The following is a 21,454-nucleotide window of genomic DNA, read 5'->3' on the forward strand; positions in this document are numbered from 1 at the left end:
CACTGATTATGTCAGTCACGAACATTACAGATAAGAAACCAGTATCCAACGGACAGCGGCGGAATTTCAGTCTCGTGCGGCTGATCCTGGAAGGACGCGCCTTCTTTGCGCTGATCGTCATCATCGCGGTCTTCTCCTTCCTGTCGCCCTACTATTTCTCGCTCAGCAACTTCCTGACCATGGCCTCGCATGTCGCGATCTTCGGCATCCTCGCCATCGGCATGTTGCTCGTCATCTTGAATGGCGGCATTGACCTGTCGGTCGGCTCGACGCTTGGCCTTGCCGGCTGTATCGCCGGCTTCCTGATGCAGGGCGTCACGCTGTCGAGCTTCGGCGTCATCCTCTATCCGCCGGTCTGGGCTGTCGTCGTGCTGACCTGCATCCTCGGTGGCATCGTCGGTGCGGTCAACGGCGTGCTCATCGCCTATCTGCGCGTTCCCGCCTTCGTCGCTTCGTTGGGCGTCCTCTATGTTGCCCGGGGTATCGCCTTGCTGATGACGAACGGGCTTACCTACAACAATCTCGGTGGCCGCCCCGAACTCGGCAATACCGGCTTCAACTGGCTGGGCTTCAACCGTCTCGCCGGCGTCCCGATCGGCGTCATCGTCCTTGCCGTGCTTGCGATCATCTGCGGTATCGTTCTCAGCCGCACCGCCTTCGGCCGCTGGCTCTATGCGTCCGGCGGCAACGAGCGCGCCGCCGATCTTTCCGGCGTTCCGGTCAAGCAGGTCAAGATCGCTGTCTACGTGCTTTCAGGCATTTGCGCCGCCATTGCCGGCCTTGTCCTGTCCTCGCAGCTGACCTCGGCCGGTCCGAATGCCGGAACCAGCTATGAGCTGACCGCAATTGCCGCCGTCGTCATTGGCGGCGCCGCATTGACGGGCGGCCGCGGTACGGTGCGCGGCACCATGCTGGGCGCCTTCGTCATCGGCTTCCTGGCGGACGGCCTCGTCATCATCGGTGTCTCGGCCTATTGGCAGACGGTTTTTACCGGCGCGGTCATCGTGCTCGCCGTGCTCATGAACAGCATCCAGTACGGGCGCCGGACCAAATCCGGCTGACACTGCATCAAGACTTGTCCCCGGTCGGTGAGATGCCGATCGGAGAAAGGACCGCCGGTTCGCCGGCATTACCAGAGCTCATCAAAGGGAGAGAGACTAATGTTCAAAAAAGGTTTGCGCATCGTCATGGCAGCAGTTGCTGTGGCACCGCTTCTAACGGGGGCCGCCTGGGCCGCCGGTCAGATCACCGTCATTGTCAACGATCCGTCCAACCCCTATTGGCTGACGGAAGGCAATATCGCCAAGGCAACCGCCGAGAAGCTCGGCTATACCGCCACGGTCGGTGCGCACAAGGGCGATACCAACACCGAAAGCAACCTGATCGATACGGCGATCACCAACAAGTCGGTCGCCATCATCCTCGATCCGGCCAATGCTGACGGCTCTGTTGGTGCAGTCAAGAAGGCCGTTGCAGCCGGCATCCCGGTTTTCCTCGTCAATGCTGAAATCAACCAGGAAGGCCTTGCCAAGGCTCAGCTCGTTTCCAACAACGCCCAGGGTGCGGCGATCGGCGCTCAGCAGTGGGTCGAAGCCGTTGGCGACAAGGGCAATTATGCCGAACTCTTCGGCTCGCCTTCCGATAACAATGCCGCTACCCGCTCGAACGGCTACGAAACCGTGCTGACGCAATATCCCGACCTGAAGAAGGTTGCCAAGGAAGTTGCCAACTGGGACCGCACCCAGGGCCACAACAAGATGCAGTCGATCCTGCAGGCGCATCCGGACATCACTGGCGTGATCTCCGGCAATGACGAAATGGCGCTTGGCGCGATTGCCGCTCTCAAGGAAGCCGGCAAGCTCGCCAACGTCAAGGTCGGCGGCTTCGACGGTTCGCCGGACGCTGTTGCCGCCATCAAGGCCGGTGAGCTTCAGTACACCGTCCTGCAGCCGGTTGCCGTCTTCTCCGAAGAAGCCGTCAAGCAGGCCGACAGCTTCATCAAGACCGGCAAGACCGGTGCCAAGAGCGAAAAGCAGCTTTTCGATTGCATCCTGATCACAAAGGATAATGTCGACAAGTACACGGCACCTTTCGTTCTGTCCGAGTAATGATATCGGGGGCGCCGGAACTCGGCGCCCCTATCCCTAGACCGCGGCGGGCGGCACCCTGGCTCAACATTAGACAGAACTTGCAGAAACTCTGATAGCGAACTGTTCTTTATATCTTTTTCTATAACGTGACGTTCGCTGCAGCAAGTTAATCTCCGCAAGGTTCAGCGTCAGAGGCCAAAGTGACAGACAAGACAAGCCCCGTATCATTCCTGCAAGACGAGCTGCCGAGCGACAGCCGGCATTCGCGCCAGATTGCCAGGCGCCAGATGATCGCCGAAGCCGTCATGGCGGAAGGCTCGATGCGCATCGAGGATCTGACCGAGCGCTTCGGCATCAGCCTGATGACGGCCCATCGCGATGTCGACGAACTGGTCAGCCGAGGCCTGTTCCGCAAGACGCGCGGCATCGTATCGGCCGCAGCGACCAGCCTGATCGAATCGAGCGACGTCTATCGCGCCAACCGGCAGGCAAGCGAAAAGAAGATGATCGCCGCGGCTGCCATGCAGTTCATCGAGCCTGGCCAGGCAATTTTCCTCGACGATTCCACCACCGTCCTGCAGATGGCTTCGCAGCTGCCGGCCAAGGTTCCTCTGACGGCGATCACCAATTCGCTGACGCTGATGAATGCGCTGAAGGATATGCATGACGTGACGCTTCTGGCGCTCGGCGGGCAATATTATAACTGGTGCAACGCTTTCATGGGGCGGATGACGATCAACGAAATCAATCGTTTACGGGCAGATGTCACCTTCATCTCGATGTCGGCCATCATCGACGACGTCGTTTTCCATCAGTCGCCCGAGATCGTCGATATCAAGCGCGCGATGTTCGATAGTGCCGCCAAGCGCATCTTGCTGATGGATCATACGAAGTTCGAACGGCGGGCGCTGCATAGTTTCGCGCATCTCAGTGAATTCGATGTCGTCATCGTCGACGAGAAGACACCCGCCGCCCATCTGGAGCGTATGCGCAACAAGAACATCAACGTGGTCGTCGCCAAAGGCGACAAGGAACGATCGTGAGGCTGAAGCCCGCAACGGCCACCTCTTTTCGTTCATGATCAGGAGTCACGGGAATGCCGAGTCTGCTCGGAATTGACAGCGGTTTGACCGTCACCAAAGCCGTCATCTTCGACATTGACGGAACGCCGCTTGCCGTTGCGCGCCGTCGGGTGACCCAGTTCATGCCGAAGGCACGCCATGTCGAGCGGGACATGGACGAACTCTGGAACCAGACGGCCGACGCCATTACCGAGGCGATCAAGCTCAGCAACCGCCCGGCAAGCGACATCCAGGCGATTGCCGCAACCGCGCACGGCGACGGCATCTATCTGCTCGACAAGGCAAAGAAGCCGCTCGGACGCGCCATTCTTTCGCTCGACAGCCGCGCCGGATCGATCGTCGAACAATGGTTGAAGACTCCTGTTGCCCAAGCGTCTTTGAAGCTGACCGGTCAATTCCCGCATGTCTCGGCCCCATCGGCGCTCCTTGCCTGGATCAAGGTCAATGAGTCCGAGCGCTTTGCTGAAATCGGCCACATTTTGAGCTGCAAGGACTGGCTGCGCTTCTGCCTGACTGGCGTTGCCGGTACCGACCGTACCGAAGCAAGCACCTCCTTCACCGATGTTTCGACGCAGGATTATTCTGCAGATGCCCTGGAGCTTTTCGGCATTGCCGAGGTGACGGGTGCCTTGCCACCTGTCTCGCGATCCGACGAAATCGTAGGATACGTGACAGAAGCCGTCGCGAAGCGAACCGGCCTTGCCGAAGATACGCCCGTCGTTGCCGGCCTGCACGACGTGACCGCCTCGGCCCTCGGAGCCGGCGGCTATGCGTCCGGTGTCGTCGCCGTCATTGCCGGCACCTATTCGATCAACGAGACGCTCTCCTCGGAACCGCACGTCGACGGCCGCTGGTTCTGCCGCAATGCCATTGCACCGGGCCAATGGAACAACATGTCAATCTCGCCGGCGTCGTCGGCGAATTACGAATGGTTCCTCGACAAGCTCTGCGCCAGAGAAATTGCAAGCGCGGAAGCAGCGGGCCAGTCGATCCATGCCGTGCTCGGCCCCGAGATCGAGGCGGCGTTCAACCGGCCATCGAGCGCGCTCTTCCACCCCTATCTCTTCGGCTCCCCCTATGGCGCTGAGGCAAGCGCCAGCTTTTTCGGGCTTGGCGGCTGGCATGATCGCGGCGATATGCTGCGCGCCGTCCTCGAAGGCATCGCCTTCAACCATAAGATTCACGTCGATGCCCTAAGCGATGGTTTTTCCTTCGATCAGGCAAGGCTGGCAGGCGGCGTCTCGCGCAGTCCGATCGTCGTGCAGATGTTTGCCGACGTGCTCGGCATGCCGGTCACCGTCACCGAAACCGACGAAGCCGCGGCCTGGGGGGCCGCGCTTTGCGCCGGTGTCGGGATCGGTGTCTATGCCAGTCCGCAAAGCGATCCGCGCGATGTCGGCAAGATCGCCAGAACCTATCATCCGGATTCCACCCGCAGCGCCGATTATCGCGTCCGCTACGACCTCTTCCGCGACATCGCTGAAGCAATGACGCCGCTCTGGCCGCGGATCGGCAATCTCGCGACCCAGCACTCCCAAGGCTAAACCAAAATTGCGCCGCGCGAGAAGGCTCTGTCGCGGCAGTTCACCAGGACAATGATGTTATGACCGATAGGACCGCCGATCTGAAACAACGCTTCTCGCAGCTTCAAGACGGAGATGTCGATGTTGTCATCCTCGGCGCAGGCGTCAACGGCGCGGGGCTGTTTCGCGATCTGTCGCTGCAGGGCATCAACTGCCTGATCGTCGATAAATCAGATTTCGGCTCGGGAACGAGTGCTGCGCCGTCCAGGCTGATCCATGGTGGCCTGAAATATCTGGAAACAGGCGAATTCGGCCTGGTCGCACAATCGGCGCTTGAGCGAAACCTTCTGCTCAGAAACGCGCCGCATTGCGTCGAAGCGCTGCCGACCTTCGTGCCGATCTTCTCATGGACACGCGGCATCTGGGCAGCCCTACGCACGCTGACGGGCTCGACCACCGCCCCGCGCAGCCGTGGCGCCTTGCTTATCAAGATCGGGCTTGCGCTCTATGACTTCTTCGGTTCGCGAAACCGTGTCATGCCGCGCCACCGGTTCCTTTTGAAGCGCCGGGCGCTGAAGGAAATGCCGCATGTCACGCCTGAGATCGTCGCCGGCGGTATCTATTACGATGCCAAGATCAGCCGGCCGGAGCGACTGGTCTACGAGCTCGTCAATGACGGGCTAGAGGCGAACAAGGGCTCGCTTGCCGCAAATGCGACAAGGCTTGTTTCGTCAGCCGACGGCCTGCTGACCTTCCAGCGCGCGGACGGCTATGCCTTTTCGGCCAGGCCGAAGCTCGTGATCAATGCCGCCGGTCCATGGATCGATCATGTCAACGCGGCTCTTGGAGCACCCGCCCATCTCATCGGCGGCACCAAGGGATCGCATATCTTGCTCGATCATCCCGAACTGGTGCGCAGCCTCAACGGCCACATGATCTATTTCGAAGCCGATGACGGCCGCATTTGTCTGGTCTACGGCTATCTCGGCCAGGCGCTTGTGGGGTCGACCGATATCCCCTGCGACGATCCAGACAATGTTCGCTGCGAGGAGCGGGAGATCGACTATTTTCTCGACAGCGTCAGGTCGCTCCTTCCGAGCTTGCGCTTCGACCGCGATCAGGTGACCTACAGCTATAGCGGCATCCGCCCCCTGCCCGCCTCGGACGCCTCGTCACCGGGCCTGATCAGCCGCGATCACTCCGCACCCGTCTTCGAGCCGCAGGCGGGGCGACCCTTTCCGATCATTTCTCTGGTCGGCGGCAAATGGACCACGTTCCGCGGCTTTGCCGAAGAGGTTGCCGATACCGTGCTGGCGCGCCTTCAACGCGGCCGCAAGACGTCCACGGAGCGGCTTGCGATCGGCGGCGGCCGGGATTTCCCGGTCAATTTCGATGAGCGGGCGAGCTGGAGCAAGTCAGTGGCGGCAAAGGCCGGCGTCGAAGCCAGCAGAGCGGACGAGCTGCTCAGCCGATACGGTACGACTGCCGCAGCTATTCTCACTCGCCCTTCGGACTATAAAGACGGCCAACGCATCAGCGGCGCACCCCGCCACAGCGCGCTCGAGATCGATTGGATCGCGCGGCAGGAGATGGTCGTACATCTCTCCGACATCGTCTTCCGGCGTACGACCATGGCGATCGAGGGCCTACTGACGATCCAGGGATTACGCGAAATCGGTGCAATCGCCGCAGCAGCCCTGCAGTGGGATGCGCAGCGACTCGCCAAGGAGATCGACGATGTCGTTGTATCGCTATCGAAATTTCACGGCCAGACGCTGAGCGAAGAAAGCGTGCGCCAGGCGGCAGGCCCGGCTGCACGCTGATCATCTGGCTCAGGAGAAAACCGGGTCGAGCGAACCGGATGTGTAACGCCTGGCCATTTCGGCAACTGAAAGCGGCTGGAGACGCGAAGCGTGGCCGGCCGTGCCGAACTGTTCGAAGCGCTCCTTGCAGAGCTTGGTGAGCGCAGCCATAGCGGGCTTCATATATTTACGAGGATCGAATTCGCTCGGATCCTCCTGCAGTACGCGGCGGATCTGGCCCGTCATCGCCATGCGGCCATCGGTATCGATGTTGATCTTGCGCACGCCGTTCTTGATGCCGCGCTGGATCTCTTCGACCGGCACGCCCCAGGTCGGCTTCATCCGGCCGCCATATTTGTTGATGATCTCCTGCAACTCCTCGGGCACCGAGGAGGAGCCGTGCATGACAAGGTGGGTGTTGGGCAGCTTGCGATGGATCTCCTCGATCACGCTCATCGCCAGCACCGAACCATCCGGCCTGCGCGTGAACTTATAGGCGCCATGCGAGGTGCCCATGGCAATTGCCAGCGCGTCGACCTTGGTCTCGCGCACGAAACTCACCGCCTCGTCCGGATTGGTGAGCAACTGATCATGAGACAGCTTGCCTTCCGCCCCATGACCATCCTCAGCTTCGCCCATGCCGGTTTCCAGCGAGCCGAGCACGCCAAGCTCACCCTCGACGGAAATGCCGCCGAGATGCGCCATGTCGGTCACCGTCTTGGTCACGTCGACATTGTAGTCCCAATCTGCCGGCGTCTTGGCATCCGCCTTCAGAGATCCATCCATCATGACCGAGGTGAAGCCGGCCTGGATCGCCGTCATGCAGCTCGAGGGATCGTTGCCATGATCCAGATGCACGCAGACGGGAATATGCGGGTAGATTTCCACGACTGCGTCCATCATATGTTTCAGCATGATGTCGTTGGCATAAGCCCTGGCACCCCTCGACGCCTGCATGATCACGGGCGCGTTGACCGCATCGGCCGCTTCCATGATGGCGAGCGCCTGTTCCATATTGTTGATATTGAAAGCTGGAACGCCGTAGCCGTTTTCAGCGGCGTGATCGAGCAATTGCCTTAAGGTGATACGTGCCATTCAACTCTCCCCTGGGCCATGATGGGCGGCTAAGATCGCGTGGATGTTGCTATTTGCCCGACCTCTTTATGGAGATGTGCGCCGTCGATATGTGACTACGCTAAAATCCGGCAAACAGGGCATGCAGACAGCAAGGCATCCTTAATGCGCAAACATAACAGCAAAATATGACAAAATCACAATTTTTATGATATTTTCTTCGGTTTTCACAAGGAGATCAGTCTCGAACGCGGGGAATAAAGGTTACTTTAGCGGCGGGAGAGATCCGATTGCCCCGCGTCTTCATTATTGATCGTCATTTTGCCGGCAACGGCGGAGGCATGACGGGTCACTGAATAAACAATCGAAGAATACGCGATCGAGTCCGTGCTCCTCGAGCTGCTGCGGCAGCCCAACCTGCATTCACTTCCATAAAAACATTGACTGCTCACGGTTTCGCTGTTTTCTATAGATAAAAAACAGAAACTGGACGGACTGCATGAAGGTTGCATGTTGCCTCAGCCGGACGATCCTATTCATCAACATCGAATATGGGAGGAAAGTGGCGTGAGCTCACGCATCATCCAGTTCGGCACCAGCCGGTTCTTGCAGGCGCATGCGGCATTCTTCGTGCACGAGGCACGACAATCCGGCCAGGATGCTGGTCCCATTGCTGTCGTTCAGATTTCAGGCGCCAGCAGCCGCAGCGGGCGCGTCGCTGCCTTCGGCAATCCGGCTGGCTATCCCGTCATCATACGCGGCATGTCGGATGGGCTTCCCGTCGATCGCACCGTCCAGGTCATGAGCGTCGATCGCGGTCTCTCTGCAGTCGAACACTGGGGAGAGCTGTCAAGGCTCTTTGCCGAGGATGCGGAATTCGTCATCTCCAACACCGGCGAAACCGGCTACCAGACATGGCCGGAGGAAGACCGCTTCGGCACAAACGGCCAGGTTCCGCGATCTTTCCCCGCCAAGCTTGCCGCGCTCCTCGTCAGACGCTGGCAGGCCTCCGGTCGCCCCTTGGTCATCCTTCCTTGCGAACTGATGACGGGCAACGGCCGCGTTCTGAAACAGACGGTCATCGATTGCGCCCGGCTCAACGATGTGCCGGCTGAATTCTATACCTGGCTCGACGGCCACGCTGCCTTCGCCGACACCCTGGTCGATCGCATCGTTTCCGAGCCGATCGAGCCGATCGGCGCTGTTGCCGAACCCTATGCCCTGTGGGCGATCAAACGCGCGCCCGGTGTCCGCGCGCCATGTCAGCACCCAAGCATCGTGCTGACCGACGATCTCGCCCCTTATGAGCGCCTGAAACTGCATATCCTCAATCTCGGCCACACCTTCCTTGCCGAAATCTGGCAGCGCGAAAGTCGTCCGGCGGACGAAACCGTGCGCGCCATACTGGCCGACAAGGGCGTAAGGGCGAGACTCGATACTCTCTACGAAAGCGAAGTGCTGCCCGGATTTGCCGCAAACGGCATGGGCGACGAGGCGAAGGCCTATGTCGCTACGACACTCGACCGCTTCCTCAATCCTTTTCTAGACCATCGCATCGCCGACATCAGCCAGCACCACCCCGAAAAGGTCGCCCGCCGCATCCATGCTTTTCTGGATTGGGCGGATAAGGCCGGCAGTAAATCGGGAATGCCCGAGCTGCGACAGATCGCGGCGCGCTATTCTTGAGTGCGCCGATGAGAGGTCTGCTTGAGCCTAAACGAAGATCTGGGGGTGAAGTGGTAATAGGGTTGGACAAGTTAAGCCTTCCATCGGCCCTTAAGGCAGCGCAGGCCTGATCTGGGCCGCTTTCCAATTCAATTGCTCAGCCAAAAGTTTCGGAGTTCACTAAAGTGTCAGCGGGTGGAGGCGCGTTCCCGATCCACCGGCGCGTAGGCTACCTGCGAAATATGGAGATTGATTCACTACTCTCAGTTACAGCCGATTATCGACAAAATACCATTGCTCCATGTGCGAGCGCACTATGGGTTCTACTACCGTATTCAAATGTGCGACATCATGAACAAGATATTTCCTAACGTCTGATCCTTCAGGGAGCACGAAAGGCTTCAGGGCCGTCAGCGCAAATCGCACCCCCGTCTCCCGGACGATATAAATCGGATAGATTAAGGCATTCGTCCTTCGAGCCATTCGCGCGATGAGCGCATAATTGCCCTCAAGATGCACGGGCCTTCCGAAGAACGGCGCTCGGATATGCCCGTTGAAGCCCTCGTCACAGAACATCAGCAGATTGCCGCCGTTCTCCAGGATTCTCAGGGCCGGGCGCACGAAGCTGCGGCCGGGTTTCAAGATTCCAAGTCCCGCCCTCTTGCGCAAGCGGTTGACGATATAGTGGCGTGAGCGGCGTTTGGGCGGGTCGTAATTCATGGTGACGTCGAGTCCCATGTCGAGAAGGCAATGCCAGAGTACCTCCCAATTGCTGATATGGGGCGCGATGAAGATCACCGGCCCTTTACTGCAACGCTCGACCAGTCCTTCGGTGCCAATCATGCGAACGTGCCGTCGTGCCAGTCTCGGCACGACTGAATATTCCGCCATCTGCCGCCCTTGAGAATCGGCATAAGCCCTGAAGAGCTTATCGAGCTCTGCATCGCCAAGCTCGGGCCTGATCATCTTGAGATTAGCTGCGGCGCGCGCATAAGCGCTTTTATGAAAGCGCGGAGCCAGAACTCGTCCGAGCCAACCGCCAAGGTCGGAGCAGACGCTCGCCGGCAATAGCATGAAGGCAAAATAGAGGAAGAGATCGATAGCGTTGTCGATATTCTCATAAAGCCAATAGCGCAGAAATGCCTTGCGCCGGTCGCCGCCAGCCACGAAATCGGCAAGGGGCGGAGCTTTCGGCGGCTCATAGGTCCACGCCTTGCGCTTACCGGCGGTGACTTCTTTATCGGTCTTGGTCGTCATCCCCGGCGCCTATGCAGTGTCACGGGCATGCCGTCACGCGGACGCAATGTCAGGCGGCATTGTGGCTGAACCTTATGTCCATCTCTGACCCGAACGCGAAAACGTTGAGCCAAGATCGCCAGGCAGAGGATCGCCTCGGTGAGGCCGAATTGCAGGCCCGGACATACACGCGGGCCGGCCGCGAAGGGAATATAGCTGTAAGGCGCTGGCCGCGCCTCGCCGAGGAAACGCTCCGGATAAAAGCGATGCGGCTCGGGAAAGAGAGAATCCGTGCGATGCAGGATCCATGGCACGATCAGCACCAGTGCCGCCTTGCGTATCTTCACGTCGCCGATCTGGTCGGGCTCGGCCGCCTGCCGTGCCAGGATCGGTACCGGGGGATAGAGGCGCAGCGTCTCCTCGATCACCGCGCGGCACCAGTCGAGCTTCGCGACATCGTCGATCGAGGGGACCCGATCACCGCAGACAGCCTCGATTTCCGCATGAACCGCCTCCTCCACCCAGGGTGCCCCTGCGAGCAGATACCAGGCCCAGGTCAGGGTTGCCGCCGTGGTTTCGTGGCCTGCCATGAAGATGGTGGCGGCCTCGTTGCGAAGCGCCACGACATCGAGTTTCAGCTCGGGATTGCGCTGCTGCCGGCGGATCAGCAGTTCGACCATGGAACTATTGTCGCCCTTGCCAGCCAGATGATCTTCAATCACCTGATCGATGATCCGGTGAATGCGTTTCACCGACCGGCTCAAGCTCGGCGTCCTGATGATCGGCAGCCCCTCATCGAAGCCGAGAAAATAGCCGAAATTGACGGAATCGACCAGCGACTGGTAGTTCGCAAAGCCTTCGGTGACCGCATTGGCGCTCTCCTCGCCGAGATCATTGCCGAAGACGCTGCGCGAGATGATCTCCGCCGTCAGCCCGGCCATCTCGAACAAGGCATTGACCTCCGCGCCCTCGCCCAAGCTTTGCCAGCGGTCGGCAAGCTCGCTTGCGGTACTTTGCATGATCGAACCGAAGGCCGGGACGCGGTTTTTATGCACGATATCGGAGACCAGCGGCCGGCGCTGCTTCCAGGTCTCTTTGTCGGAAATGAACAAGCCGTCACCCAGCAGATATTCCAGCGCGCGTCGCATCTGCGGCGTCTTGCGCTCGAAGTTCTCATGGCGCTTGGCAACCACATAGCGGATAGCCTCGGGCGAATTGACGATGACGAGCTGCCGGCCCAGAAGCTTGAACTCCGCCACATGCTCGCGATAATCCGCGCGACGCCAGATCGACAGAAAGTCGCTGCGCGCCTGCAGCATAAGCTTCAGCGGCTGGCCGGGCTTGCCGCCATAATAGGCGGCGTGGGCCGGCTCGAAATATTGCGCGGATTGATCGGCGTGTTCGACGATTTCGGTTTTCTGATCGAGCCAGGCCAGCATAGCGGTGCAGAACTTTCGCGCCTTGCGGCCGGTAACGATGTGAGAACGGCCGAGCGCCACGACGCACGGTCGTGGTCACTATATTCATTTCGCAACCGCAGAAAAGCCCTCGCTTGGCCAAAGTAGAGGCTCTTCTTTCGCCTTGCGATCGACCGTGCCTAAAGCGCCTCCAGCATAAGCAGCTCATCCAAAGTCTGGCGCCTGCGGATCAAGCGATGGGTTTCGCCGTCGATCAGGACCTCCGGTGCATAAAGACGGCTGTTATAATTCGACGACATGGTTGCCCCGTAAGCGCCGGCGCCATGAAACACGAGATAATCGCCGACATGGGTCTCGGGCAAATCGCGCGTTTCTACGGTGCCATTGTCCGTCTGCGTGAAAACATCACCCGATTCGCAAAGGGGGCCTGCCACGACTGACGGGAAGGTAGTTCCGGCGGTATCGCGAGGCGCTGTGCCTGGAATGACTGAGATATGGTGATAACTGCCGTACATAGCCGGTCTGGCAAGATCGCTGAAGCCGGCATCGACGAGCACGAAGCGGTTGCGGCCCATCATCTTGACGGCTCTGACTTCAGCAAGCAATACGCCGGAATCGGCAGTCAGGAAGCGCCCCGGTTCGATCTCCAGCCGGATTGTATGGCCAAAGTGCGCCTCGATCTCGCGCCGGGCCTTGTCCCAGAGCGAAAAGTAATGGGCAGGATCGATCTCTTCTTCACCCTCCCTATAGGGCACAGACAGGCCGCCGCCAGCCGAGATGGCCTCGATATCGGCATCCAGCGCGCGGCAGAATCCGATCATCGCTCCGCAGACGCGCTGCAGATGCCCATAATCGACGCCGGAGCCGATATGCATGTGCAGTCCTACGAGCTTCAAAGAATATTGACGCGTCAGCGCCACGGCCTCCTGTAACTGCTCGAACCAGATGCCATGCTTGCTGGTCTCGCCGCCGGTATTGGTCTTTTTGCTATGGCCATGCCCGAAACCGGGATTGATGCGCAGCCAGACCCGATGACCCGGCGAGCGCTCACCCAATTGATGCAGCATATCGATGGAACCGATATTCACCTCGATCTTGTCGGCAATGACACGTTCCAATGTCGGCCGGTCGAAGACGTCGGCAGTGAACACGATCTCCGCAGCTCCCGACGGATTCCCAGCGGAAAAACCTGCCCGCATCGCCCGCTCGATCTCGCCGAGCGAGACGGCATCGACCCGCACGCCCGCTTTGCGCATCTCTTTCAGAATATGAATGTTCGATGAGGCCTTCTGCGCATAGCGAATGACGTCGAAGGCGGAGAGTTGCGCGATGCGGCGGCGGATCGCAGCGACATCATAGATCCAGAGCGGCGTTCCATATTCGGCGGCAAGCGCGCTCAACGTTTCATTGGAAGGGATGGTCATCTTGTCTCGATCGGGTCAGGGCGGGAATGGATCAACAATGAATAATAATATGGGCGGAGCGACCGTGTCACTCCGCCCCTTTGTGGATACAAGAGTGCTGCAGCCGGTTAGCGCCTGGCGGCGGCAAGTGCCTGCTCGAGATCGGCAATGATCTCCTTGGCAGCGTGCAGCCCGACGTTCAGGCGGATCGTGCGGTCACTGACACCAAAGCGCGCGAAGACGTTGGTCTCCGGCGAAATGCTGAGTGCTGCCTTTGCCGGCACCACCAGGCTTTCCGGCCCGCCCCAGCTCACTCCGATGCGAATGAGGCGCAATGCATCGACGAAATCGGCCACATCGATGCGGTCCGAAACCTCGAAGGAAAACAGCCCGCCAAAGCCGCTGAAGGTGCTCTTTCCGGCATGGTCGCCAAGTGCGGGATGCATGACGTTGGTCACATCCGCATGGGCATCGAGCCAGGACGCCACTTCGAGCCCGGCTTCGTGATGATGGCGCATGCGAAATGGCAGTGTCTCTAAATTACGCAGGACGAGCCATGCTTCGAACGGCGCGAGCTTTGCACCCGTATAGGGGTAGATTTCGCTGTTGATCCGGTCGATATGCGCCTTCGAGCCGGTAACAAGTCCCGCCACCGTGTCGCTCTGTCCACCAAGATATTTCGAGGCGGCGTGAATGACGATATCGATACCGGCGGAGAGCGGCTTCTGAAAGAGCGGCGTTGCCCAGGAATTGTCGACCATTGTTACGACGCCATGGCGGCGAGCTGCCTCAGCGATCGCAGTCAGGTCCTGCAGCTCGAAAACCATCGAGGTCGGGTTTTCGAGATAGGCAAGCTTGGCACCCGGAAGCGCGGCAAGCATGGCTTGCGTATCGGTGCCGTCGATATAGTCGACGACGACGCCGAAGCGCTTCAGGACTTTTTCGAAGAAGCGGAAGGCATCGCTATAGACGTGCCGGACGGTGACGATACGATCGCCGGGTCCGACGAAGGCGAGAACTGCAGCAGCAATCGCGCCCATGCCGCTCGAAAAGGCACGTGCCTCTTCCGCGCCTTCCATTTCGGCGATCTTGCGCTCCAGAAGCCGCACGGTCGGGTTGTCGCCGCGCGAATAGATCGGCTTCTTCGAGCGGCCGGCGAAGACGTCCTCCAGTTCCTTGTAGCTATCGAACAGGAAGAGCGATGTCTGGTAGATCGGCGGCACGGCCGCGTCGAACGGATCGTCGCGCGGCGGCATCAGCGCATCTGGAATAGCGTGGCGGTAGGCATCGAATCTCGGCGTCTCGTTCATGGCGTTCCTCTTGGGTCAGGAGTGAAGTGTCGATTGGCCAACAAGGCGGCCCGGTGCATCGGTCGGCAGAATGGCGAGCCATTCCCTCCATCCGACAAAGCCGCCGAGGACGGCAGCGAGAATGGCTGCGGCAGCGGCAGCAGCAGAGATGCCGGCAAAGCCCATCCAAAGCGGCAGCAGGAGCAGAAGCGGGATCAGCAGATATCCCTGCGGTGCAAGCCCCACGAGCGCGGACAAGCCGGCCCGGCCCCGCGATTGCAGCATGACAAGCAGGACGGATTGAAAAGCTGCAAGCGGAAAGATCGGAAAGAGGTGCCGCAACCAGGCGACTGCCTCATCCACGACGTCCTGGTTATCCGTGAACAGGCGTGTGATCGGCTCGGCAGCCAGGAACAGCAAGATGGAATAGAGCAATGCGACCGGCATCGTCACAGCGAGCATGAACCGGATCACGGCTTTCAGACGCTCGGCATCGCCAGCGCCGAAGGCATGACTGACGACGCTCTGGGCGCCGAGGCAAAAACCGAACAACGGAAGCTGTCCCAAAGTCATCAGCCGGATGGCAATCGCCGTTGCGGCGACGCCGGTATCGCCGCCATGGACAGCGGCCTCCCGCATCAGGACCAGAAAGCCGAGACCCGTGACTATGCTTGTTGCGGCAGCGGGAAGGCCGATCCGCGCGATCGGCCAAAGCAGTTGCCAGCAAATCGCCCCGCCGGTCACGCTCACTGTTCCCCATCGGCGCAGGAAGTAGACGGCATAGCATGCAAGGGCTGCAAGGGACGACACAATGGTCGCCAGTGCCGCGCCGGACGCACCGAGCTTGAAGAGAAAGATGAAGGCAGGGTCGAGAACCGCGTTCAATGCGAAGCTCGCGATCAGCACGATCATCGAGAAACGTGAATTGCCTTCGGCGATCGCGATAAAATCGCAGATAGCCTGCAAAAGCCCGAGCGTCACCCCGAAAGCAAGCAGCCGCCCATAATCGAGCCCTGGGGCAAGGAGATTGTCGCTGGCGTCAAGCGCGCCGACAAAATCCGGCAGGCCGAGATAGATCAGGATTGACAAGAGGATGCCGAGCGGGATCGTCGCCGCGAGCGCTGTCGTGGCGACCGACGCTGCGGCTTTGATATCCCCTTCGCCAAGGTAGCGCGCAAGCAGTGTCGCAAGCCCGATACCCAGCCCCTGACCGGCGGCCGCGACAAGCAGAAATAGCGGCATGACCAGGCTGATGCCCGCCAGCACGTCCGGACCGAGCGTTCCCAGGAAGATCGCGTTGATCGCATGATGGCCGGCACTGGCGGCCAATCCTGCCACGGCCGGAAGCGCGACCGCCAGAACGAGCCGCTTGACGCGCGGATCGTTCATATCGACGGCTGCTTTCATCAGGCGCCTCGCGCCAGCGAGCCAAGGACAGGCTGCCCATCCTCTGTAGGTAAGCCGGTGAGATCCGGCAGCAGCAGCCGGTCCATGAAGAAGCGCTCGCGCAGAAGCATGACCAGCAGCGCCTTTTTGTGCGGGAACTGAATATGCTTGACCTTGGCGAAGCCGGAACGATCGAGATTGCGGATTTGCTGGGCGTGATGATGGATCGGCTCGCCGACGATACGGCGGGTGCGCGGATCAGCCAGGAACATGTAGTGCATCAGCGATGGCAGCCAGGCGCTGACGAAGGCTTTTCCGCGGAAATCATCCTCACCGATCGCCACATGCCAGCCGCGGTCGTAGCCGTCGGCGTCGTAATGCGGGCCGATCCTATCTTCCTTTGCCCAATAGAGTTCGAAGTAACCGAAGGGCACACCGCCGAAGGTTCCGATCAGCGGCAGCGTGCGCGAATCGGCAAGGCGGCCTGCGATGAAATCACGATGATAGGAAAGATCGCCGCTGTCTTCCCATATGGCGGCAACCCTCGGATCGTTCATCCAGCGATGGAAATGCGCAAGATCGGCCTCGATATCGGCGACATGGAAGCCAAGCTGAGTATTCAGCCAGGGAATGAAGCGGCTGTAGACGCGGCCGGTAGGCTTCGGAGGCCGCTGCGGATGAAGGGCGCCATTCGTCAGGATCGGCAATTCCGGATAGGCCTTGGGCGCACTTCCGAGCCAGGATCCCGCCTGCTGGAAAAAGGATTCGGGCCGCACGATGAGGCGCTCGCCGCTACGTTCAATCGCGCCGGTCTCCAGCAGTCGCCTTGCAAGATCATCATCCGCAAGCGCGATCTCGAAGCAAATCAGATGCGGATTGCATGCCAGAATGGCTTCTGACACGGCGTTGACGATATCCGCGCCGGAAGGCAGCGGAACCGCCGCCGAGATTGTATCGAAGACCAGAACATTGGTGGCCGGCCCCGATAGATGACCTGAGGCCACTTTCACTTCATGATGCTCGACGCGGAAACTTCCTGGTGTAGACCCTGCCGATATGATGAGCGGCTGGCCGCAGGCAAGCGCACTGCTCTCAAAGCCCGAAGCCGGCAGTCGCAGATCAAAGGATCTCTCCGCCGCCCTATCGCTCCTGATCGCCAGGGAAGCATCCATATTTCATCTCCATATCTTCAGAAACACGCCGGCTGAGATCGGCAGGCCAAGCACAGCGCTAATTCTGCGGTGACGAACGACATCGGCAGAAATTCAAAATATTTTCCGAAAATATTTTTTGAAAATCTCCTGAATTTTCCAAAACTCCATTCGTCATGCAGCTGCATCGATGTAATTTTCGGAGTAACCGAGTTTATCGACGCCAGAAGTCAGAGATATCAATCGATTAAACTTAATATCTACAATAGATATTGAGATGTATACGCTATTTTATTTCGATTGATTAGATATGTATTTCAGTACACCCGGGGAGAATGGCGAAGAAATGACTGTCCACGATCGGAACGCCAAGGCAGCAAACGATACGGATTACCTCGCCAAATGCTCGCTATCGCCAGCACAGTCACGTATCTGGCTCCTATCGGAGACGGGTAACGAAGTCGTCTACGGGCGACAAATACTCGGGATCGTCTTCTCTTCGATCTCTCTTGACCTCGCGCGCGAGGGCCTATCAGAACTTTCTCGACAACATCCCCTCATCACCTCGGAATTCGAGACGCGGGCGGGCGGCGCCGTCCAGCAGATCCTGAAGAACGACCGTTTCGTCGAGATCATCGAGACGACGCTGACTGCAGGCGAAAACCCGGACGAGGCGTTGACCGCGGCGGCTACGGCGGAACAGGCCCGCCCGATCGACCTTACCGATGGCAATCCGGCCCGTTTCATTCTCCTGGCGCAAGAAGGGCGGGCGGTGGGTGCCCTATTTTCCCTCCACGCCATCCTCGCCGACGCTGCGGCGCTCGACCTGCTTGCAACGGATTTCCTTCGCAACATCGACGGTCATGACCCAGCGGATATCGTAGAGACGGCGTTGCCCGACGCCGCTTCGTGGATGATTGCCAATGGTGCACCACGCCTTGCGGCACCGGAGCTAATCGACTTCTGGTTCCAGCGGCTGACGGGTCAGGAGAATATTGCGTCGCTCCTGCCGCAAACATCGGCAGGAAAGAACACGGCCGACGAGGCATGGTTCGAGCATACGCTCGACGTGCCGATACAATCGTCCGCTGACATCTCCGAGGACATGCTTGCCTCCCTCGGGATCGCCCTGCGGCGCCATACCGGATACGGCACTCAGAGGATCGGCCTGGTCACGCGTTCGAAAAGGCAAAGAGTTGCCGCCCGCAACGAGGACGTGTTGATCCTGACGCCGGAACTCGACGGTGCCATGACGCTCAAGGACGTTCGCAATGCATTCGTCAAGGAAATCGAGACCGTAAATCGGCAATTCCTGCCCTTCGAGGCCCTTGCCGACGCGTTGATAAGACGGGAAGAATCCTTCGACACCACCGGCCTCGTCAAGACGCTCCTCGATGTGCGTCCGCCCCTGCGTCTCCTGGAAGCAACCTCGAGCGACGTCGCGTTGCGCAGCCCCATCGAACCGCAGCCGCGCCGCGATGCCGATCTGGTCGTTACCGTTTCCCCGGCATCCGCAGGCAAACTGCGCATCAGCATCGGCTTCGACCCGCAGAAGCATGATCGAAAGCAGATCATCCGCTTCGCCGATGATCTTGCCATTGCGCTTGCGCAATTGAATGCCAATCCCGTTGCACAGGTCAAACACATCCCCTTCGTGTCGCCAGAGGAATTGGAGAGACTTTCCGCACCCTATCCCGACGCACCGGAAGCGGACGACGGCACACCGATCCACGAGGTCATCTCCGCGCAGGCGAAAAGGCGGCCGAACGCCTTTGCCGTCGCACAGGGCGAGAAATCCGTGACACATGGCGAACTCGAAGCTGCCGCCAACCGGCTGGCCCATCGGCTGATCGCGATGGGGATCGGCCCGGAAAAACGCGTGGCTATCGCCCTTGAGAAATCGATCGACGCGATCATCGCCATTCTTGCTGTATTGAAGGCCGGCGGCGCATTCACGCCGGTGGAACCGGATCATCCTGAGGCCCGCAATCGTCACATCCTGACCGCTCCGGGCCTCTCGCTCGTCATCTCCCGGGCAAAGCATATCGCCAACCTGCCGAGCAATATCGCAACACCCTATCTTAATCTCGATGCCATCGACCTGTCCGCGGAGAGCGTCGACGCACCGGCAACGATCATTGCCCCGCAGCAACTTGCCTATGTGATCTACACGTCAGGCTCGACGGGCGTGCCGAAAGGCGTCGCCGTCGAGCACGGCCCGCTCGCCCACCATTGCAAGGCGACCCTGCGCATCTATGAAATGAGCGAGGAGTCCTGCGAATATCCGGTACTGCCCTTCACTTCGGACGGCGGCCATGAGCGCTGGATGGTGCCACTGATGGCAGGCGGCGGTGTGGTGCTGACGCAAGACAAGCTTGCCACGCCTGAAGATGCCTTTGCAGCCATGAAGCGGCACGGCGTCAACAATGCCAGCCTGCCCACAAGCTATGTGCGCGGCCTTGCCGAATATGCGGGCGAGAACAACGAAATCCCGCGGCTGCGGCTCTATTCCTTCGGCGGCGAGGCGCTGTCGCAGGCGGTGTTTGACATGATCACCGAGAACCTGAAGGCGCAGCTGCTGATCAACGGCTATGGTCCGACCGAAACGATCATGACGCCGATGATCTGGAAGATCCCGGCGGGAACTCGCTTCGAAGGGACCGTCGCGCCGATCGGCCGCGGAGTTGGCGATCGACGCATCTATGTGCTCGATGCCGACCTCGCGCCCGTCCCGGTCGGTGTAATCGGCGAAATCTATATCGGCGGCAGCGGCCTGGCCCGCGGCTATCTCGGCCAGCCGGAGCTGACGGCTGATCGCTTCATTCCGGATCCCTTCACACCGGGCGGACGACTGTACAAGTCGGGCGATCTCGGCCGCTGGCGTGAAGACGGCATTGTCGAATTCGCCGGCCGCGTCGATCACCAGATCAAATTGCGCGGCTTCCGCATCGAGCCGGGCGAAATCGAAGCTGTGCTGCGCTCGGACCAACGTGTCGCGGAGGCTGTCATCCTCCTGCACAATGACGGCGGACGTAGTTCTCTGGTCGCCTATGTGGTGCCGCGCGAGGGCGAAAGCTTGAGCGTGACAGAACTGCGCCGCACCGCCATGACCGCCCTGCCCGATTACATGGTGCCACAAACGATCATGCTGATCGACAGGCTGCCGATGGGGCCGAACAGCAAACTGGACCGCGCCGCCCTGCCGGCACCGCGCATCGAACGGGAAATGGCGGCGCCCGTCAATGACAAGGAAAAAGCAATCTTGGATGTCTGGAAAGACATCCTCGACATCGGCGATATCGGTGTCACGGAGAATTTCTTCGATATTGGCGGGCAATCGCTGATGGCCGTGCGCATCGTCTCGCGCCTGAAGATGCGCCATCCCGAATGGCCGCTGTCGATCGCCGACATGTTCAACCATCCGACAGTGCGCGATCTGGCACTGGCGATAGACGGCAGTCGCGATGAAACCGGCGTCGACGTCGTCTACCTCAGACGCAATGGCGACCGGCCGGTGCTCTATTGCTTCCCGGGCCTGCTCGTCAGCACGCGCGAATATATGCGGCTTGTCGACTATCTCGGGCCGGAACAGCCGGCGACCGGCTTCATCTGCTATTCACTGACCGAGACCAAGACGCTGAGTACCCGCGTCGAAGATATCACGGCGCGCTATGCGGAAGCCGTGCGCAGACAAGCCAAGGGCCGGCCATGCGCCTTCCTCGGCTGGTCGTGGGGCGGGCTGCTCGCCTATGAAGCCGCCCGTCAGCTCGGCAATGACATCGATCTGCGCATGATCGGCATGGTCGATGTCTGCGACATGGACGAGGAATTTACCGTCGGCATCATGCCGCGCTTCGAAGACGGCATCCGAGATCGTACCCATGCTGCCGTGCAGAGCTGGCTTGCCACCACGCCGATGCGCGAGGATTGGAAAAGGCTGTTCGCAGCTATGAACGAGGAGGTTTACGAACAGTTCCTCCACCATGTCGTCAAGCATAATGTCAAACTGCCGACGGATGGCCCCGATATCGGCTCGGAAGAGCACACGTTCTGGATTCTCATCGACAACGCGATGATCTTCCGTAACTACCGCCTGGAACAATCCGATTTCCGCATCCATGCCTTTGCGGCCGAGGATTCCCTCACGCGCGCCCTCAACGTCATCGACTGGCGGCGCTATTCGCCAAATGCCACGGCATCGGAGATCGTCACCGGCACCAACCATTTGACGATCATCGGCAAGACGCCCTTCCATCAGCGTTTCGCCCGGCGGCTCGATCATGCCTTTGCGCCGGCGCCGCTGTCCAAAGACGCCGTCAAGTAACCCCCTCTTCG

General features: G+C 59.9%; 14 protein-coding genes. 7 read left to right on the forward strand and 7 right to left on the reverse strand.

Features of this window, described 5'->3' with window-relative positions; genetic code table 11:
• Positions 1-8: 8 nt before the first annotated feature.
• The 5 genes from AC13QY_RS28075 (at position 9) to AC13QY_RS28095 (ending at position 6,518) form a co-directional block, all read left to right on the forward strand.
• On the forward strand, positions 9-1,061 hold the full coding sequence (locus tag AC13QY_RS28075; protein WP_069615620.1) for an ABC transporter permease: 1,053 nt from the start codon (positions 9-11) through the stop codon (positions 1,059-1,061).
• 99 nt (positions 1,062-1,160) lie between these two features.
• Positions 1,161-2,108 (forward strand): D-ribose ABC transporter substrate-binding protein, encoded by a 948-nt coding sequence (locus tag AC13QY_RS28080; protein WP_069615621.1) that lies wholly within the window; start codon positions 1,161-1,163, stop codon positions 2,106-2,108.
• Between the two features lie 269 nt (positions 2,109-2,377).
• Positions 2,378-3,133: a DeoR/GlpR family DNA-binding transcription regulator gene (locus tag AC13QY_RS28085; RefSeq protein ID WP_350223831.1), complete on the forward strand. Its 756-nt coding sequence runs from the start codon at positions 2,378-2,380 to the stop codon at positions 3,131-3,133.
• Between the two features lie 53 nt (positions 3,134-3,186).
• Entirely contained in the window at positions 3,187-4,716 is a 1,530-nt protein-coding gene (locus tag AC13QY_RS28090) for an FGGY-family carbohydrate kinase (RefSeq protein WP_488494351.1), read from the forward strand.
• Positions 4,717-4,775: 59 nt separating this feature from the next.
• Entirely contained in the window at positions 4,776-6,518 is a 1,743-nt protein-coding gene (locus AC13QY_RS28095) for a glycerol-3-phosphate dehydrogenase/oxidase (protein WP_488494352.1), read from the forward strand.
• A gap of 9 nt (positions 6,519-6,527) precedes the next feature.
• Here AC13QY_RS28095 and fba read toward each other — a convergent pair whose 3' ends face one another.
• Positions 6,528-7,592 carry a class II fructose-bisphosphate aldolase gene (fba, locus tag AC13QY_RS28100; RefSeq protein WP_488494353.1) on the reverse strand — a complete coding sequence of 355 codons (1,065 nt, stop codon included), beginning with the start codon at positions 7,590-7,592 and terminating at the stop codon, positions 6,528-6,530.
• Positions 7,593-8,138: 546 nt separating this feature from the next.
• Between fba and AC13QY_RS28105 the strand changes: the two genes are divergently transcribed.
• Positions 8,139-9,257 carry a mannitol dehydrogenase family protein gene (locus tag AC13QY_RS28105; RefSeq protein ID WP_488494354.1) on the forward strand — a complete coding sequence of 373 codons (1,119 nt, stop codon included), beginning with the start codon at positions 8,139-8,141 and terminating at the stop codon, positions 9,255-9,257.
• 246 nt (positions 9,258-9,503) lie between these two features.
• On the opposite strand, the gene AC13QY_RS28110 is transcribed toward AC13QY_RS28105, so the two are convergent.
• The 6 genes from AC13QY_RS28110 to AC13QY_RS28135 all read right to left on the reverse strand — a co-directional run bounded on the left by AC13QY_RS28110 (position 9,504) and on the right by AC13QY_RS28135 (position 17,140).
• Entirely contained in the window at positions 9,504-10,403 is a 900-nt protein-coding gene (locus AC13QY_RS28110) for a lysophospholipid acyltransferase family protein (protein ID WP_233788662.1), read from the reverse strand.
• A gap of 86 nt (positions 10,404-10,489) precedes the next feature.
• Complete coding sequence (locus AC13QY_RS28115; protein ID WP_246661200.1) at positions 10,490-11,971, reverse strand: cytochrome P450; 1,482 nt, start codon at positions 11,969-11,971, stop codon at positions 10,490-10,492.
• A gap of 98 nt (positions 11,972-12,069) precedes the next feature.
• Positions 12,070-13,314, reverse strand: a complete 1,245-nt coding sequence (gene lysA / locus AC13QY_RS28120) for a diaminopimelate decarboxylase (protein ID WP_113333892.1) — start codon at positions 13,312-13,314, stop codon at positions 12,070-12,072.
• 107 nt (positions 13,315-13,421) lie between these two features.
• Positions 13,422-14,603, reverse strand: coding sequence for a PLP-dependent transferase (locus tag AC13QY_RS28125; RefSeq protein ID WP_113333893.1), 1,182 nt, complete (start codon positions 14,601-14,603; stop codon positions 13,422-13,424).
• Positions 14,604-14,618: 15 nt separating this feature from the next.
• The gene (locus AC13QY_RS28130) at positions 14,619-15,989 is read right to left on the reverse strand and encodes an MATE family efflux transporter (protein WP_113352445.1); all 1,371 of its coding nucleotides are present in this window, start codon (positions 15,987-15,989) and stop codon (positions 14,619-14,621) included.
• Complete coding sequence (locus tag AC13QY_RS28135; RefSeq protein ID WP_145635611.1) at positions 15,989-17,140, reverse strand: GNAT family N-acetyltransferase; 1,152 nt, start codon at positions 17,138-17,140, stop codon at positions 15,989-15,991. Before AC13QY_RS28135 ends, AC13QY_RS28130 begins: the two co-directional genes overlap by 1 nt.
• Positions 17,141-17,465: 325 nt before the next feature.
• Here AC13QY_RS28135 and AC13QY_RS28140 point away from each other — a divergent pair, with 325 nt between their 5' ends.
• Positions 17,466-21,443, forward strand: a complete 3,978-nt coding sequence (locus AC13QY_RS28140; protein WP_186450354.1) for a non-ribosomal peptide synthetase — start codon at positions 17,466-17,468, stop codon at positions 21,441-21,443.
• Positions 21,444-21,454 lie beyond the last annotated feature (11 nt).

The organism is Martinezella sp. CNPSo 3795, from assembly GCF_057784475.1.

Bases quoted from the DNA above. Each gene is read 5' to 3' on its own strand.
- AC13QY_RS28075 (WP_069615620.1), top strand. From the start codon at position 9: ATGTCAGTCACGAACATTACAGATAAGAAACCAGTATCCAACGGACAG.
- AC13QY_RS28080 (WP_069615621.1), top strand. From the start codon at position 1,161: ATGTTCAAAAAAGGTTTGCGCATCGTCATGGCAGCAGTTGCTGTGGCA.
- AC13QY_RS28085 (WP_350223831.1), top strand. From the start codon at position 2,378: ATGATCGCCGAAGCCGTCATGGCGGAAGGCTCGATGCGCATCGAGGAT.
- AC13QY_RS28090 (WP_488494351.1), top strand. From the start codon at position 3,187: ATGCCGAGTCTGCTCGGAATTGACAGCGGTTTGACCGTCACCAAAGCC.
- AC13QY_RS28095 (WP_488494352.1), top strand. From the start codon at position 4,776: ATGACCGATAGGACCGCCGATCTGAAACAACGCTTCTCGCAGCTTCAA.
- fba (WP_488494353.1), bottom strand. From the start codon at position 7,592: ATGGCACGTATCACCTTAAGGCAATTGCTCGATCACGCCGCTGAAAAC.
- lysA (WP_113333892.1), bottom strand. From the start codon at position 13,314: ATGACCATCCCTTCCAATGAAACGTTGAGCGCGCTTGCCGCCGAATAT.
- AC13QY_RS28125 (WP_113333893.1), bottom strand. From the start codon at position 14,603: ATGAACGAGACGCCGAGATTCGATGCCTACCGCCACGCTATTCCAGAT.
- AC13QY_RS28130 (WP_113352445.1), bottom strand. From the start codon at position 15,989: ATGAAAGCAGCCGTCGATATGAACGATCCGCGCGTCAAGCGGCTCGTT.
- AC13QY_RS28135 (WP_145635611.1), bottom strand. From the start codon at position 17,140: ATGGATGCTTCCCTGGCGATCAGGAGCGATAGGGCGGCGGAGAGATCC.
- AC13QY_RS28140 (WP_186450354.1), top strand. From the start codon at position 17,466: ATGACTGTCCACGATCGGAACGCCAAGGCAGCAAACGATACGGATTAC.